Below are 14,277 nucleotides of genomic sequence, written 5' to 3' on the forward strand. Positions count from 1 at the left end.
TCACGGTTGCTGGGGCGCCACGAAGTACGGCGTCAGTGCCTCGTTGTAGCGCTTGTCGGTGTAGTCGGCGAAGTTGATGCCACCCTGTATCTGGCCGGAGTCGGTGAACGCATCGGCGAGCTTCTGCTGAGATGCGATCACGGCGTCAGTCAGTTCGATCGCCGGCCGCAGACTGCGACCCTGTGCCGTCGCCGCTGCACGGGGATCGATGCCGATGGCCGCGGCGTATCGCCGAGCCCATTGCGCCGGGTTGGCCTTGGCCCAGGCGCTCGCCTTCGCGATGTGGATGACGAGCTCACGAATCGCGGTGTTGCGTTTGGGATCTGCCAGTGCACCGTTGGCCGCGATGCCGAATCCGTAGCCATTGGACACGCCCTGCGCGGTGATCAGCGTCTTGGCATGATCCTGTAGCTGCACGATGGCGGTGTAGGGATCCCAGATCGCCCAGGCGTCGACCGCTCCGGTGGTAAAGGCCGACCGCGCGTCCGCCGGTTGCAGGAACACCGGTTCGACGTCTTTGCCCGCTCCGAACATGAGATTGGCCTTCTGCAACTGCAGCAGGAGGTGTCCATGAGCCGAACTCCCCTTGGCCACGGCCACTTTCTTGCCCTTGAGGTCGGCGACCGAGCGCAACGTCGACGACGCGGGAATCAGGATCGCGTCCCCGGAGGCGTCGTTCGAGTAGGCCGACACGACCTTGACCTTGGCGTTCGACGCCGCACCGAAGATCGGCGGGGTGTTACCGGTGACCGCGAAATCGATCTTGCCCGCGGTGGCCGCCTCGATCTGCGGTGGCCCGGAGGTGAACGTCGAGAACTTCACCGCGAACGGCAGTTTCTCGAGTTCGCCGGATGCACGCAACAGAGCTTCCGTACCACCCTTCTGATCTCCCACCTGCAGGGTCAGATCGGCGAGCTGGCTGACATCGACCGTCGAGTCAGACACGGTCTCGGCGGCATCCTCACGCTGGACACAGCCGGCCAGGGTCAGGGCAATCAGCATGGTCGCGATCGCCGCGACGGCGGTACGCAGAGCAGACTTCATTGTCATCAATGGTCTTCCTTCAGAAGGGTGTTCACGAATCGGCTACGCCGAGCGCGATCAGGAGCTGGGCGCGCAGACCGGCCAAGTCGGTGCGGTCGTCGCCTCGCCGGGGCTCGGGAACGGCACGGTCGGAGACGATCCGTCCATCTGCGAGTACCACGACACGGTCGGCGAGGCGCAGCGCCTCGTCGACGTCGTGGGTCACCAACAGCGCGCCGAAGCCGTTGGTACGCCACAGGTTCAGCAACAGATCGTGCATGCTCCGTCGGGTCAGGGCGTCCAGCGCGCCAAACGGTTCGTCGAGAAGCAGGAGTCGTGGCCGCGTCACCAACGCCCGGGCGAGTGAGACTCGTTGTGCCTGACCACCGGAGAGCTGCGCCGGCCAGGCCTGCGCCTTGTCTCGCAGACCGACCTCGACAAGCGTCTGGAGGGCGCGTTCCCGGGTTGCGCTCTTGCCGACCCTCTCGCGCGTCAAGCCGAAGCCCACGTTCTGAATCACGGTGCGCCACGGGAACAGTCGGGGTTCCTGGAAAGACACCGCCGGGAAACCCGCGGTACGAACGGACCCTGCATCGGGTTCGGCGAGGCCGGCCAGCAGACGCAACAGCGTCGACTTCCCGCTACCGCTTCGACCGATGAGTGCGACGATCTCGTCGTTGCCGACCGTCAGCGACACGTCGCGCAGCACCACCGTCGAACCGTAGCTCAGGCCGACGCCGGTCACCTCCGCGGCTGGACCGGACACCGATCCGACGGAGGCGTCCTGTGTTGTGGCAGCAGCTGTTTCGTGGCTGATCGTCTGAGTCATCCCCGTTTGCCTCCTTCGCTCATTGTCGTCGGTATCGGGTGGTGTATCGCTCCAGTGCGCGCACGATGGCGTCGGTGATCAATCCCATTGCGGCATAGACGATCAGGCCGAAGATGACCTGGTCGATGCGCAGGAAGTCACGCGCGTTGTTGATCAGGTACCCCAGGCCCGAGGTGGCCGCGATCTGTTCGGCGACGATCAGGCTCAGCCATGCAATGGCCAGCGCCTGCCGCAATCCGACCAGAATCTGCGGCATCGCTGCCGGGATGATCAGCTCACGGATGGTTGTGATTCGCGAAAAGCCCAGTACCCGAGCAGTTTCCACCAGCCGCCTATCGATCTGGCGGATGGCACCGGAGGTGTTGAGATACAGCGGCAACATCGCACCCAACGCCACCAGCAGCACCTTGGGCACTTCGCCGATCCCGAACCACAGTATGAACAACGGGATCAGACCGAAGAGTGGCAGCGCTCTGATCGCCTGCATGTTGGGGTCGACCACGGCATCGGACAACCTGTTCAACCCGACCAGCACGCCGAGCCCGACGCCGACGATCACCGCGACGGCCAATCCGATTGCCGCGCGCTGCGCAGACGCCCCGATCGCGTCCACGAGTTGCCCGTCGACCAGCAGTTCCCATCCGGCCTGGGCGATCAGCGACGGCGCAGGCAACTTGTCCTGCGGCAAGATTCCCAGCGCGCTGCCCACCTGCCACAACACCAGGACCGCCAACGGTGAGCACACCCGGATACCGGTGTAGATGCGGTCGCGGCGAACCGATCTGTCGGATCGCGTGGCCGTGGACTGCGCACCGACCTCACCGACTGCAGTGGTCCCCGGGCTCGAAGTATGTTCGGCCATGGGGATCGACCGTATGGCGTCCCGGACCTCGAGCCCACCGTTGGATTCACGCTGACCGAATCGATCAGGACTACCGTTCGGTTCGCGTACCGGTGCGCGAACGCTGCCGCCTCGAACGGGCCGGTGGCCACCCCATAGGCTGGCTTCGTGACCGCCGACTCCCACCCGCAGGCGACCACCGGCACCCTGTGCGGCGTCGGCGCCTACTCGGTGTGGGGTCTGTTCCCGCTCTACTTCCATCTGCTGATCCCGGCAAGCGCGTGGGAGATCCTGGGCAACCGGATCGTGTGGACGATGCTGTGTTGCGTGGTCGTCCTCGCGGCGTTGCGCCAGTTCGGCTTTGTCCGTGGGCTGTTGGCCGACCGTCGGCGACTGGCCATGACCGCCGCGGCCGGTGTCGCCATCGCCGCCAACTGGGTCATCTACGTGCAGGCCGTCGTCACCGGGCACGTCACCCAGGCCTCACTCGGATACTTCCTCAATCCGCTGTTCACCGTCGCACTCGGCGTTCTCGTTCTCCGAGAACGGTTGCGGCCATTGCAGGTCGCCGCTGTCGTCGTCGGACTGGTCGCGTGTATCTACCTGGCCGTCGACGACGGACATGTGCCGTGGATCGCGCTGAGTCTGGCGTTCAGCTTCGGTCTCTACGGCCTGATCAAGAACCGCGTCGGCGGACACCTGACGGCGCTGCAGGGGCTGACCACGGAGACGGTGCTGCTCACACCGCCGGCGGCGATCATGCTCATCGTGCTCGCGGTACGTGATGAGAGCACCTTCACCACCGAGGGCTGGGGGCACACTCTGCTGTTGATGAGCACCGGAGTGGCGACCGCCATCCCGTTGCTGCTGTTCGCGGCTGCGGCCAGCCGCATCCCGCTGGTGTCGGTGGGACTGTTGCAGTTCATCACCCCGGTGCTGCAGCTGATCTGCGGCGTCGCAATCCTCGGTGAACACCTCAGCCCCGGACGATGGGTGGGGTTCGGGATCGTGTGGCTGGCGCTGGCCCTGCTCAGCATCGACGCCGTCCGCGAGGCAACCCAGACACGCCGTCTGACCCGACGGCGCATCGACGGCACCGCCATCTGAACCGTGGTCCCTTGACGGGTGACCCACACCCGTCCTACATTTAACCGAGTTGTTAAATGATCCGAAGGTGTCACATGGCCGCGACCGATCAGCTCAGCGTCGTCTTCTCGGCACTCGCCGACCCCACTCGGCGGGCGATCCTGGCCGAGCTGGCCGAGCGTGATGCCACGGTCACCGAGCTCACCGCACCTCTTTCCATCTCGATGCCGGCGGTCTCACGACATCTGAAGGTGCTCGAACACGCCACACTCATCTCGCGGTCACGGTCGGGAAAGTGGCGCGCGAGCCACCTCGAGGCGGCGCCACTGCGTGAGGCAGCCGACTGGATCGAGCGCTATCGGAAGTTCTGGGATACCTCCCTCGACCGCCTCGACGCCCATCTGGCCGCCATGCAGACCAACCGCGAGGAGACATGATGTACACCGGTCGCCCACAGATAGCGATATCGCGCGTCTTCGACGCGCCGCGATCGCTCGTCTATCGGGCCTTCACCGATCCGGACCACTTCGTGTCCTGGTGGGGTCCGACCGACAACGTGCTGCCGCGCAGCGAGATTGAGTTCGACATCCGCTCGGGTGGCTACCAGCGATGGACGGAGTTCTCATCTGCGGATCCCGACGTCCGGGTTCAGGTCCGCGTCGACCTCACCGACGTCACCGACGGCGAACTGCTCGACGGCCTGATGGCGGTCTCCGGCCGACTCCCCGACGGGTTCGCCCCGTTCGAGACCAGGCTCCGAGTGGAGTTCTCCGACGAGACCGACGGGCGAACCCGCCTGTCCATCAGTCAGTGGCTGCCCCGCCAGGTGACGGGCGGTGCCGAGCAGGGATGGCGAGAAGCGCTGACCAAGCTTGCAGCCGCGTTGAGTGCCACCCCCTCATCCCCTCAGAGCAATGGAGCGCAGTGACATGGCCAAGCTGATCTATGTGATCAACATGTCCCTCGACGGCTACATCGAGGACGCCACTGGCGCCTTCAACCTGTATCCGCACGACGACGAGGTGTTCGCGACCTACACCGAACTCACCAATCCGGTGGGTACGTTCCTCTACGGCCGTCGGCTGTACGAGACGATGGCGCCGTGGGAGACCGAGCCTGCGCTCGCCGCGCAGTCCGACCTCACCGCCGCCTTCGCGACCGTGTGGCAGGCAGCCGACAAGGTGGTCTACTCCACCACCCTGACCGCGTCGTCCACCACCCGAACCCGGATCGAGCCGCGCTTGGACCCGGCGTCGGTACGCGAGATGAAGCGAACGGCCACAGCCGATCTCACCATCGGAGGCGCCAACCTGGCCGGACAGGCATTCGACGCCGGGCTGATCGACGAGTGCCAGTTGTTCGTCTGGCCCAGCATCATCGGTGGCGGAAAGCCCGCACTACCGACCGGCACACGCCGGGACCTGGAACTCCTCCAAGAGCGCCGATTCGGCAACGGCGTCGCTCTTCTCCGATATCGTGTCCTGACCTGAGGCCACCACTGCTGTCAACCAGGAAGGCCGGTGTGACTCACTCTGACGCTTTCGACGAGATCACGGCGGCCATCAACTATCCGATGTTCGTCGTGACAACCCGACACCGCGCTGAACGCTCGGGCTGCCTCGTCGGGTTCGCGACGCAGACCAGCATCGACCCGCCACGTTTTCTCGTGGGCATCTCGCAGGCCAACCACACGCACGGTGTTGCCGCAAACGCCGAACATCTTGCTGTGCATCTGATTCCGCGGGACCATCTGGAGTTGGCGACTCTGTTCGGTGGCACCACCGGCGACACGACCGACAAGTTCGCCCGGTGCGCCTGGTCGGACGGGCCGCACGACCTACCGATCCTCGACGACGCCGCCATGTGGTTCGCCGGACGGATACTCGAGCGCATCGACATGGGCGACCACACGGGATTGCTGATCGAGCCCGACGCCGGCGAGGTCCGGACCGAGGCCCGCGGCCCCGAAGCCTGGGTTCGCTTCGCCGATACCAAGGACATCGAACCGGGACACGACGCGTGAATCACCCTGCAGCCGAACATCATCGCCGTATTTTTGAGCCACCTGGTGACTCAAAATACGGCGATCATGGCGTGTGCGGGTCGGCTGTTCGATCTCCGACACGAGACACTCGAATCAGGAGAAAGCGGTACGCACCAGACCTGCGATCTTCTCCAGGGTGACGTCATCGATCTCGTCGAGGTACCAGGCCGACGGTCGCAGCGTGCTGCCGGCTTCGCGTTCCACCGTGGCCTTCTCCGACAAACCCAGCGACATCACACCGTCGTCGAGCCGGAAGAACACCAGCACCGGTGTACTGCGCCCGGTGGCATAGCCCGGCATTCCGTACCAGATGCGTGGTTTGACCTTGGGTCCGGCGTTGAGAATCGTCTCGTGCAGACGCGCGCCGATCGTCGCATACGGTTCCGGAAAGGACGCGATCTTGTCCGAGACCGCCTTCGCATCCTTCGCGGTCTTGTCGGTCTTCACACTGGGCATGGTTGCCCACCTTTCTCTCGCGCCGCGTTCGCGGCATGGTGAACTCAACCGCCCCCGGTTGGGGCCGGTTGGGCAATCTCCAACGCGGACGTGTCCTGACCGTGATCAGTCCTCTCCGCGAATGTGTCAGACGAGCACTTCGTCATCGACTGCGCGAGGGCACCTATGGTGCCACCGACGAGGATATCAGGCGCTTCCGCGACACGGCCGGCATCCGGTGTTTGCGGCGCGGGCTACTCACCCCGCAACTCGGCGTGAGGAATGGATGAATCCTCGTGCAGCCAAGCATCATTGCCGTATTTCTGAGCCACCTGGTGACTCAAAGATACGGCGAACTCCTCACCGCTCGGTGACGCGCCCGCCCTCGACGCGCCAGTGCCGGTCGACGTGCACATTGGCCAGCATCCGACGGTCGTGTGTCACCAGCAGCAGTGCACCGTCGTAGGAGGCGAGTGCCGATTCCAGTTGTTCGATCGCGGCAAGGTCGAGGTGATTGGTCGGCTCGTCGAGCACCAGGACATTGGTGCCGCGGGCTTGCAGCAACGCCAACGCCGCCCTGGTGCGCTCCCCCGGCGACAGCTCGCTCACCGGCCGGTTGACGTGGTCGGCGCGTAACCCGAACTTCGCGAGCAGGGTGCGGACCTCGGCGCTGGTGAAGTCGGGGACGAACTCCTCGAAGCGCTCGGCGAGCGGCCGCGGACCGGTGAAGTGCCGACGCGACTGGTCGATCTCCCCGATCGCGACGTTGGCACTCAGACGCGCGTCGCCGCTGTCGGGTTCGAGATCGCCGAACAGCAGACGCAACAACGTCGACTTGCCGGCGCCGTTGGGCCCGGTGATCCCGATCCGCTCCCCTGCGTTGACCTGCAGCGACACCGGACCGAGAACGAAGTCTCCCCGTCGCACAACGGCATCGCTCAGCGTGGACACCACAGAACTGGATCGCGGCGCGGAGCCGATCGTGAACTCGAGGACCCACTCTTTGCGTGGTTCGACGACCTCCTCGAGCCGCGCGATCCGGCTCTCCATCTGCCGAACCTTCTGCGCCTGCTTCTCGCTGGACTCACTGGCCGCACGCCGGCGATGCTTGTCGCTGTCCGGGGCTTTGCGGATCGCGTTGCGCACGCCCTGACTCGACCATTCACGCTGCGTCCGGGCCCGGGCCACCAGGTCGGCTTTGCGTTCGGCGAACTCCTCGTATTCCTCACGCCGATGGCGTCGGGCGACCTCCCGTTCTTCGAGGAAGCTGTCGTAGCCACCACCGAAGACGGTGTTGGTGTGCTGCGCGAGATCGAGTTCGAGCACGCGGGTCACGCTGCGTGACAGAAACTCTCGGTCGTGGGATACCAGCACCACACCACCGCGCATCCCCTGCACGACCTCCTCGAGACGCGCCAGACCGTCGAGGTCGAGATCGTTAGTGGGCTCGTCGAGCAAGACGACGTCGAACCGCGAACACAGCAGCGCGGCAAGCCCGACACGCGCCGCCTGCCCGCCGGACAGGTCCGTCATGAGCGCGGATTCGGGTGCGGGCGTGCCGGTTTCGAGTCCGAGATCGACAAGTGTGGCGGCCAGACGTTCGTCCAGGTCGGGTGCGCCGGTCGCCAGCCAGTGATCGAGGGCGGCGGAGTACACGTCGGCCAGATCGTCGGGATGGGCACCGTCGGGCGGGTCGGCCAGCGCGGCGGCCGCCGCATCCATCGCCGCGGTGGCCGCGGCGCATCCGGTTCGCCGAGCGACGTAGGCGCCGACCGTCTCCCCCGTCACGCGGGCATGCTCCTGGGGCAGCCACCCGACGAAAGCATCAGCCGGAGCACGCGTCACGGTGCCCTCCAGCGGAGCGAGATCCCCGGCGAGGACCCGTAGCAGCGTCGTCTTGCCGGCCCCGTTGGCTCCGACGACGCCGACGACGTCCCCCGGTGCAACGGTGAGATCCAGATGGTCGAAGAGGACCCGGTGGGCGTATCCGCCCGCGACGTCTTTGGCGACGAGTGTTGCGGTCACTCACGCCACCTGCGGTCGTCGTCGTACCTGGCTGCGGTAGATGACGCAATCGAACAATGCCGACTGGATGATGACATCGGCGTGGAAGCTGTCAAGATCCAGCGGTCGCACATGCGGCTCGCGAATGAGGAAGTCATGCGACGCCGGACCGACGGTCTCGGCGTCGAGGACAAACGTGTCGCCACCGACCTCGGTGATGGTCGCCGTCGTCGCACCGTCCCAGGATCGGATGTGGGCCCAGTGCCGAATCCCGCAGCCCTCGATCGCCTCGATGAGGAGCCGGGCCACATACTCGTCGAAAACCTCAGTGGTGAGAGATCGCGCCGTCCGCACCGCAATGAGCGCGCTGCGATATGACACGCGGTGGCGTCGTGCATATTCGCGGGCCGCCCGCTTTTCGGCTGCATTGCTGGTCATGACCACGTAATCCGTTCTACGGCTCTGCCCGCGTTCGCACCGTATCGGATGAAAGCCACCAGACGGCAACGTCCTTCGCAGATCCGGCGGACCTTGCCCTCAACGCCGGTATCCGAAAGAACGCGGGTCTTCGGTATCCGGCTCGGGAGGCTATGCGAGTAGCACTGGGCCTGAGTCTAGCCCACCAGCGCAGGCGGACAGCCCCAGCACGGATGTGTGCTCTCCATCGGCCGAGGATTCACGAACGCTTGATGTAGAGGCCCGACCAACCCGAGATCGATCCGGTCACGGTGATGACCGGTCCTCCGCGCTCCGACGGGGCCCCGGCCTTGTCCTTGATGGAGGACCACCCCGACCGCGACAGATCCGGGTAGCGGATCTCCTGGGTGCGCCCTAAGCGGACCTTCACACTCGACGCCGAGACCTGGAGTTCCAAGTCCATGAGTGGCACACGAAACACGGCGTTGCTGAAGTCGAGGTCGGCGGTCCCCATCGAGCCGGTGACGAGTATGCGCGGCGGCACCTCCCAAACACCCCTGCGGCGCACGGTCTGCCAGTTCACGTCGAGCTGCATCGGCACGCTCGTCGCTGGTCGCGCGAGAGCTGCGGCCGGCTCGTCGGGAAACAGTGAGGCCGCGGTCGGCAGGCCGTCGACGGTAACGCGCAGCTGGCCGCGTGTGCGCGCGGCATAGACCGCACCCGACCGGTCCTCGAACGCGGTGACGTCGAGATACCCCGACGAGAAGGCATCGTTGAGCAGTCCGATGGCACGTTCCCGTTCTGGGTTCCCTACCAAGATGTCGTCTTTGTCGGTTTCGCCCATGGTCAACATGGTAGGGGTGGCCGGCACTGGCCGGCCGGGCTCATGCCGCGGGCAGAAAACCTGTCGCGGACGATGCCCGCAAACGACTACCGTCGCCGCCATGGGAACGCTCTACAGTGCGCCGTCGTCGGCGCGCAACACGAACATGGGTCGGCTGCGTCGCGCCTGACGGCGCGACGACTCATTGTCTTTCTCGCGCCGTCGACCGAGATGTCCATGCACCTCGGCCGCGAGATCATCGCCGTGTGCGGTTCATTCGCCGCTGCTGGGTTGCGCCACGTCACGATCCACGCTGGAGCGCACCGTGCCCACTTCCTCGTCACATGGCGGACGCCATGAGCTCGGACAGAACTTCCTCGTCCACCAGCCCACCATCCAACGCATCGTCGATCTCATCGACGCCACCGACGGGCCCATCCTCGAGATCGGCTCTGGCGGTGGCGCGCTCACCGCGCACCTGGCCGCCCTCGACCGGCCGCTGACCGCCATCGACATCGACGCACGCCTCATACATTCTCTGCGACAGCGGTTTCCACACATCAACGCGCTGCATGCCGATGTGCTCACCCACGTCATCGACGCGCCGGTGGTCGTGGGCAACATTCCGTTCCATCTGACCAGCGCCATCCTGCGACGACTCCTCGGCCATGACACGTGGACCGATTCCGTTCTGCTCGTGCAGTGGGAGGTGGCACGACGCCGAGCGGGGGTCGGGGGTGCCACCATGATGACGGCGCAAGCGGCGCCGTGGTTCGACTTCGCGCTACACGGCCGTGTTCCGGCCCGCGCCTTTCGACCGGCGCCCACCGTCGACGGCGGAATCCTCACCATCGCACGCCGTCGCCGGCCGCTGATCGATCCCCGCGACCGACGTCGCTACGAACGTTTCGTCGGTGACGTCTTCACCGGCCGGGGCCGTGGCATCGCAGCGATCCTCCGTCGCCACGCCGACGGCCGGCGGGTCGCCGACGCCTTGCGTCGCTCCGGAGTCGGACCATGGGCGTTGCCACGCGATCTTGATGTCGCACAATGGGTTTCGCTGTGGACCACCATCGGTAAACGATGATCGCGGGACCGTGCGGGTCACTTCAATGGGTCGGCCGCGTTGTTCTCACCGCGGAAAGGAGCACACGCTGTTCGGACGGCGCGATGCGATGCCACCGGGAAGTTGACGACGCGCTGCGCGTTCGGCCGCGGCGTGTGTCGGCTGGGCGCCGCGCGGAACGTAGACGTGGGTGTCGGGGCCGGCCTGCACATAGCGACTCTCGACGTCGGCCATCCGCAACCGCGGATTGTCCGCGAAGGGGTGGCCGGCCGGAACGGCGAGTCGCTGCGACTCGCTCATGAGTGGCTCGTGATCGAGACTCGTGGTGTCGAACGGTTCGACGACGATCGCCACGTCGGCGTCACCGGAACGCAGCAGCCCGGCCTGCTCGCGCCAGCCGGTGAACGCGATCTCGACGGGAACCGCCGCGTGCTCAGCGCGGTACACCGCGAGCACATCCTCCAGCAGGCCGCCTTCGACATCCGCTTTCACGGCGAGGACCAGTGGACTGTCCGCGGCGTCCGCCCGTCGTCGGGCACGGTTCGTCGCGGCGTCGAGTGCGAGGAGTGCGTCTCGCACATCCCCGAGCAACGATGCACCCGGCTCGGTGAGGACGACATGCCGGGTCGTGCGCTCGAACAGGCGAACCCCGAGTTCGGCCTCGAGTCCGGAGATGGCGCGGGACAGGGCGGCGCGATGCCCACCCGCTCGGCGGCCCGCGCGAAGTTGAGTTCCTCGGCGACCGCAACGAAGTAGCGCAGCGGCCGAGACTCCACCTGATTCATACCTTCAGGGTAATGACCAGGTCCGAGCCGGTCCTTCTCATCGTGACGCCGCCGCGCCAGCATCGAATCATGATCGTGATAGCCACTCCCACCGGCACCATCGGCGCCGCAGTTGCCGAATCCCTCAACGCCGCCGGCCAGGCGCTACGACTGATCGTTCGCGACCCCGCCAAGCTCCCGCCGCGCCTAACGCAGCACGCCGAGGTGGTGGTGGGCTCCCACAATGACCCGGCCGTGCTCGATCAGGCCCTCACCGGAGCCGATGCCTTGTTCGTCGTGGTACCGCCGGATTTCCGGGCCGACGACGTGACGGAGTACTACCTCGGCTTCGCACGGCCGATCGCCGACGCCGTCCGGGTCTCCCGCGGGTCGTCGCCGTGTCGTCGTTGGGTCGGGGCTTCACGCAACCCGCAGGCATGCTGTCGGCGGCCTGGGCGATGGACGGCGTCCTCGAATCCAGCGGCGCCGCCTACCGGTCGCTACAGGCGGCGTTCTTCATGGAAAACCTTCTCCACCAAAGCGATTCGATCACCACCGGAACGTTCACGATGACGGCCGATCCGGATTCCGAGGTCGCCACCGTGGCCTGCAGCGACATCGCAGACGCCGCGGCCACGTTGCTCAGCGATGCGACGTGGACCGGGTCGCAGGGCATACCGATCCGGGACCCGCACGATCACACGCCCCGTCAGCTGGGGCAGATCATGTCCGAGGCGCTGCGACGATCCGTCGTCTATCGGCAGAGCACGTTTGCCGAGTACCGCGAATCGTATGCAGCCCACGGGGCGAGCCCGGCAACCGTGCAGGGCCTCGTCGAGATGGCCGAGGCTCAAGCCGCCGGGGTGTATCCGCCCGCTGACGGCAATGGGAACGGCACGACGTTCGCCGAGTGGTGCGCGACGGTGCTGACCAGGGCGGTCACAGCTCCCGCGGCGTCGAGGTGACCGCACTCACCTTGTTGGGGCGCACTCGTGGCGGCACCGGCCACGGTGTCGATTCGCGCAGGTAGCCAACCGCCTGTTCACCGACCATTGCAGCACGGGATAAGTGCAACACTGGTCCAGTGGCAAACCTGACGATCACCGTCGACGATGAGACATTGAAGCGGGCACGCATCCGCGCCATCGAGCGCGGCGAATCGGTGAATCGGTATCTCGCACAACGCCTTGCCGAGTACGCGGCAAGCGCCAGACGCGAGCGCGCGGTAGCCGACTTCGTTGGCCTCTCGCGCGAGCTGAGCGGAACCTCGGGCGGTACCGGATGGACCCGCGAAGAGCTCTACGACGCCGCAACCGAAGCCGATCGGTGACCCTCTTCCTCGACACCAACCTCATCGCCTACCAATTCGACGACAGCCTTCCCGGGAAGCAGTTGCGCGCGCGAGAGGTGTTCATCGCGGATGCCACCAACGCCGTCACAGCGCCCAGGTCCTCATCGAGTTGCATTCGGTACTCACCCGCAAGCTGGGGCGGACGCGGGACGAAGTCGCGCGTGTCCTCGATGCTCGGGCAGACGGCGAGCGAATGACGCCAGGCCGTCGCCCGGATAGTCACCCCCCGCCCAGTTCGAGAAGCGACATGCCCTGCTGGGTGAGCCGAAAGCGCAACGGTTTCCTCGTCACCGTTTCAATGATCCCGGCGTCGTCCAGGCGCTGCAGCCGTGGGCGGGCGAACTGATTTGATCGACCCATCGCGTCGGCCAGGGTGCTCATCTTGACGGCGCGGTTTGGATCGATGTGGTGAGCCTGGCCCAGGGTGAACAGGATGGAAGCGATATCGCCGGACTCCACGGGCGGCGGCGACTCTCGATCGAGTCCGACGTTCAGCGGAAACTGTTCATCCTCGACCAGAACGCTGACCCGAACCGCAAGCGTCTCGATCTTCTGTCGACGTTCGGAAAGGTCCAGCAACAGGCGATGTTGCGCCTCGCCGATGAGCTCGAGCATCTCGATCAGGAATGGCGTCAGATCTCCGCGGTTCAGCGGATTCTCCGTGTCAGTGAACGCCCGGTAGTAGCGATCCTTGTTGTCGGCGACCGTCGCCGACAGCGCCAGGCTCGCATAGGGCGCCAATACCTGCCGGAGGTCCAACGCAAGGAGGTAGCGCCCGGTCCGGCCGTTACCGTCGTAGAACGGGTGCGTGTATTCGAAGATGAAGTGCGCGGCCACGGCCCTGATTAGCCGGGGAACCGACTCGTCGCGGCCTTGGCTCAGCATCAGCACGAGCGCGTCGTCGATTGCCGACTCGGGCACGACGCCGGTGTGCACGATTCTGGTTCCTGACTCGACCGACACCGAACCTCGCCGGAACCGAACCCCGTCGGGGGCGTCTTCGTCACGTATCTCACCCGCGGTTACCGCGTCATAGACAGTACGGACATCGTCGAGTGTCTGTGGGCTTTCGGCCTCGTCGTTACCGATGTCGAGGTAGAGCCGCACCATCTCCGTGAATCGCTTGCTCGCGGTAGGTCGCTCCGCCCGGACCGCCTTGATCGCCGCGCTGATCTCCTTCCGAGTAGAGCGGACCTGTTCGATCTCGTTGGTCGCCTGGATCTCGTCGATCACCATTCGCTGCAGGTAGTGGTGCTGCGCCCGGCCTGGTAACCCATCCCACTCGGCCTGGATCTTCGGTTCGAAGCTCATGATCCGTTCGATCAACGCGGCGACTTCAGGTGTCATCAGCGCGAACATCGAAGACTCGCCGATCATCATGTCCCAGTGGATCGAGGCGGGCGAGTCTCGGCGAGCTCGCTCCTCGGCGTCGGCACCGACCCGATCCCGTTGGTGAAAGATCGACTTCAACGTTCTATACGGCACCTGATGTGTCTCCGTATCCACCGTCGTTAACCGCGTGTCGTAGCTAACCTATTTTATGCAGAACCCAATCTAGATCAAATAGGCTTTGTGCAAGAGGCTGCTTGTATGA

At 65.5% G+C, this 14,277-nt stretch carries 17 protein-coding genes and 2 pseudogenes; 9 read left to right on the forward strand and 10 right to left on the reverse strand.

Going from position 1 to position 14,277, the window contains the following annotated elements; translation table 11 throughout:
• The 3 genes from GBRO_RS16975 to GBRO_RS16985 are packed head-to-tail and all read right to left on the reverse strand — an operon-like array spanning position 1 to position 2,714.
• Entirely contained in the window at positions 1–1,050 is a 1,050-nt protein-coding gene (locus tag GBRO_RS16975) for an ABC transporter substrate-binding protein (RefSeq protein WP_012835123.1), read from the reverse strand.
• A 25-nt stretch (positions 1,051–1,075) separates the two neighbouring features.
• Positions 1,076–1,852, reverse strand: a complete 777-nt coding sequence (locus GBRO_RS16980; protein WP_012835124.1) for an ABC transporter ATP-binding protein — start codon at positions 1,850–1,852, stop codon at positions 1,076–1,078.
• A gap of 19 nt (positions 1,853–1,871) precedes the next feature.
• On the reverse strand, positions 1,872–2,714 hold the full coding sequence (locus GBRO_RS16985) for an ABC transporter permease (RefSeq protein ID WP_012835125.1): 843 nt from the start codon (positions 2,712–2,714) through the stop codon (positions 1,872–1,874).
• 147 nt (positions 2,715–2,861) lie between these two features.
• Between GBRO_RS16985 and rarD the strand changes: the two genes are divergently transcribed.
• The 5 genes from rarD to GBRO_RS17010 all read left to right on the forward strand — a co-directional run bounded on the left by rarD (position 2,862) and on the right by GBRO_RS17010 (position 5,802).
• Entirely contained in the window at positions 2,862–3,800 is a 939-nt protein-coding gene (rarD, locus tag GBRO_RS16990; RefSeq protein ID WP_012835126.1) for an EamA family transporter RarD, read from the forward strand.
• 74 nt (positions 3,801–3,874) lie between these two features.
• A complete protein-coding gene (locus tag GBRO_RS16995) occupies positions 3,875–4,216 on the forward strand; it encodes an ArsR/SmtB family transcription factor (RefSeq protein ID WP_012835127.1) in 342 nt (113 codons plus the stop codon).
• Positions 4,213–4,707 carry an SRPBCC family protein gene (locus tag GBRO_RS17000; RefSeq protein WP_196775873.1) on the forward strand — a complete coding sequence of 165 codons (495 nt, stop codon included), beginning with the start codon at positions 4,213–4,215 and terminating at the stop codon, positions 4,705–4,707. Before GBRO_RS16995 ends, GBRO_RS17000 begins: the two co-directional genes overlap by 4 nt.
• Positions 4,694–5,269: a dihydrofolate reductase family protein gene (locus GBRO_RS17005; RefSeq protein WP_223374766.1), complete on the forward strand. Its 576-nt coding sequence runs from the start codon at positions 4,694–4,696 to the stop codon at positions 5,267–5,269. The genes GBRO_RS17000 and GBRO_RS17005 overlap by 14 nt, the downstream gene beginning before the upstream one ends.
• An 83-nt stretch (positions 5,270–5,352) precedes the next feature.
• Positions 5,353–5,802: a flavin reductase family protein gene (locus GBRO_RS17010; RefSeq protein ID WP_083775705.1), complete on the forward strand. Its 450-nt coding sequence runs from the start codon at positions 5,353–5,355 to the stop codon at positions 5,800–5,802.
• Positions 5,803–5,916: 114 nt separating this feature from the next.
• Here the strand turns inward: GBRO_RS17010 and GBRO_RS17015 are convergent, their stop codons facing one another.
• The 4 genes from GBRO_RS17015 to GBRO_RS17030 form a co-directional block, all read right to left on the reverse strand.
• The gene (locus GBRO_RS17015) at positions 5,917–6,279 is read right to left on the reverse strand and encodes a DUF1801 domain-containing protein (RefSeq protein ID WP_012835131.1); all 363 of its coding nucleotides are present in this window, start codon (positions 6,277–6,279) and stop codon (positions 5,917–5,919) included.
• A 339-nt stretch (positions 6,280–6,618) separates the two neighbouring features.
• Positions 6,619–8,283, reverse strand: a complete 1,665-nt coding sequence (locus GBRO_RS17020) for an ABC-F family ATP-binding cassette domain-containing protein (RefSeq protein ID WP_012835132.1) — start codon at positions 8,281–8,283, stop codon at positions 6,619–6,621.
• Positions 8,284–8,700: a hypothetical protein gene (locus GBRO_RS17025; protein WP_012835133.1), complete on the reverse strand. Its 417-nt coding sequence runs from the start codon at positions 8,698–8,700 to the stop codon at positions 8,284–8,286. It abuts the gene before it with no gap.
• Between the two features lie 238 nt (positions 8,701–8,938).
• On the reverse strand, positions 8,939–9,532 hold the full coding sequence (locus tag GBRO_RS17030) for a DUF1707 SHOCT-like domain-containing protein (RefSeq protein WP_012835134.1): 594 nt from the start codon (positions 9,530–9,532) through the stop codon (positions 8,939–8,941).
• A 295-nt stretch (positions 9,533–9,827) separates the two neighbouring features.
• Here GBRO_RS17030 and erm point away from each other — a divergent pair, with 295 nt between their 5' ends.
• Positions 9,828–10,589: a 23S ribosomal RNA methyltransferase Erm gene (gene erm / locus GBRO_RS17035; protein ID WP_012835135.1), complete on the forward strand. Its 762-nt coding sequence runs from the start codon at positions 9,828–9,830 to the stop codon at positions 10,587–10,589.
• Between the two features lie 45 nt (positions 10,590–10,634).
• Here the strand turns inward: erm and GBRO_RS27095 are convergent, their stop codons facing one another.
• Both GBRO_RS27095 and GBRO_RS27760 read right to left on the reverse strand, forming a co-directional pair.
• On the reverse strand, positions 10,635–11,147 hold the full coding sequence (locus GBRO_RS27095) for a LysR family transcriptional regulator substrate-binding protein (protein WP_223375357.1): 513 nt from the start codon (positions 11,145–11,147) through the stop codon (positions 10,635–10,637).
• Positions 11,148–11,225: 78 nt separating this feature from the next.
• Positions 11,226–11,416 (reverse strand): annotated as a pseudogene (locus GBRO_RS27760) (helix-turn-helix domain-containing protein); the annotation flags it as partial.
• A 6-nt stretch (positions 11,417–11,422) separates the two neighbouring features.
• On the opposite strand from GBRO_RS27760, the pseudogene GBRO_RS27765 reads away from it, so the two are divergent.
• The 3 genes and pseudogenes from GBRO_RS27765 to GBRO_RS17050 form a co-directional block, all read left to right on the forward strand.
• Positions 11,423–11,638: pseudogene (locus tag GBRO_RS27765) on the forward strand (NAD(P)H-binding protein); the annotation flags it as partial.
• Positions 11,639–11,730: 92 nt separating this feature from the next.
• Entirely contained in the window at positions 11,731–12,297 is a 567-nt protein-coding gene (locus tag GBRO_RS24775) for a Rossmann-fold NAD(P)-binding domain-containing protein (RefSeq protein WP_227892977.1), read from the forward strand.
• Positions 12,298–12,416: 119 nt separating this feature from the next.
• On the forward strand, positions 12,417–12,662 hold the full coding sequence (locus tag GBRO_RS17050) for a hypothetical protein (protein WP_012835136.1): 246 nt from the start codon (positions 12,417–12,419) through the stop codon (positions 12,660–12,662).
• A gap of 240 nt (positions 12,663–12,902) precedes the next feature.
• On the opposite strand, the gene GBRO_RS17060 is transcribed toward GBRO_RS17050, so the two are convergent.
• The gene (locus GBRO_RS17060; RefSeq protein WP_233424868.1) at positions 12,903–14,153 is read right to left on the reverse strand and encodes a Fic family protein; all 1,251 of its coding nucleotides are present in this window, start codon (positions 14,151–14,153) and stop codon (positions 12,903–12,905) included.
• Between the last annotated feature and the right edge of the window lie 124 nt (positions 14,154–14,277).

It is taken from the genome of Gordonia bronchialis DSM 43247, assembly GCF_000024785.1.
Classification (GTDB): domain Bacteria; phylum Actinomycetota; class Actinomycetes; order Mycobacteriales; family Mycobacteriaceae; genus Gordonia; species Gordonia bronchialis.

Coding starts and splice junctions, on each gene's coding strand:
- GBRO_RS16975 (WP_012835123.1), bottom strand. CDS start 1,050: ATGACAATGAAGTCTGCTCTGCGTACCGCCGTCGCGGCGATCGCGACC.
- GBRO_RS16980 (WP_012835124.1), bottom strand. CDS start 1,852: ATGACTCAGACGATCAGCCACGAAACAGCTGCTGCCACAACACAGGAC.
- GBRO_RS16985 (WP_012835125.1), bottom strand. CDS start 2,714: ATGGCCGAACATACTTCGAGCCCGGGGACCACTGCAGTCGGTGAGGTC.
- GBRO_RS16995 (WP_012835127.1), top strand. CDS start 3,875: ATGGCCGCGACCGATCAGCTCAGCGTCGTCTTCTCGGCACTCGCCGAC.
- GBRO_RS17000 (WP_196775873.1), top strand. CDS start 4,213: ATGATGTACACCGGTCGCCCACAGATAGCGATATCGCGCGTCTTCGAC.
- GBRO_RS17005 (WP_223374766.1), top strand. CDS start 4,694: ATGGAGCGCAGTGACATGGCCAAGCTGATCTATGTGATCAACATGTCC.
- GBRO_RS17010 (WP_083775705.1), top strand. CDS start 5,353: ATGTTCGTCGTGACAACCCGACACCGCGCTGAACGCTCGGGCTGCCTC.
- GBRO_RS17015 (WP_012835131.1), bottom strand. CDS start 6,279: ATGCCCAGTGTGAAGACCGACAAGACCGCGAAGGATGCGAAGGCGGTC.
- GBRO_RS17025 (WP_012835133.1), bottom strand. CDS start 8,700: ATGACCAGCAATGCAGCCGAAAAGCGGGCGGCCCGCGAATATGCACGA.
- GBRO_RS17030 (WP_012835134.1), bottom strand. CDS start 9,532: ATGTTGACCATGGGCGAAACCGACAAAGACGACATCTTGGTAGGGAAC.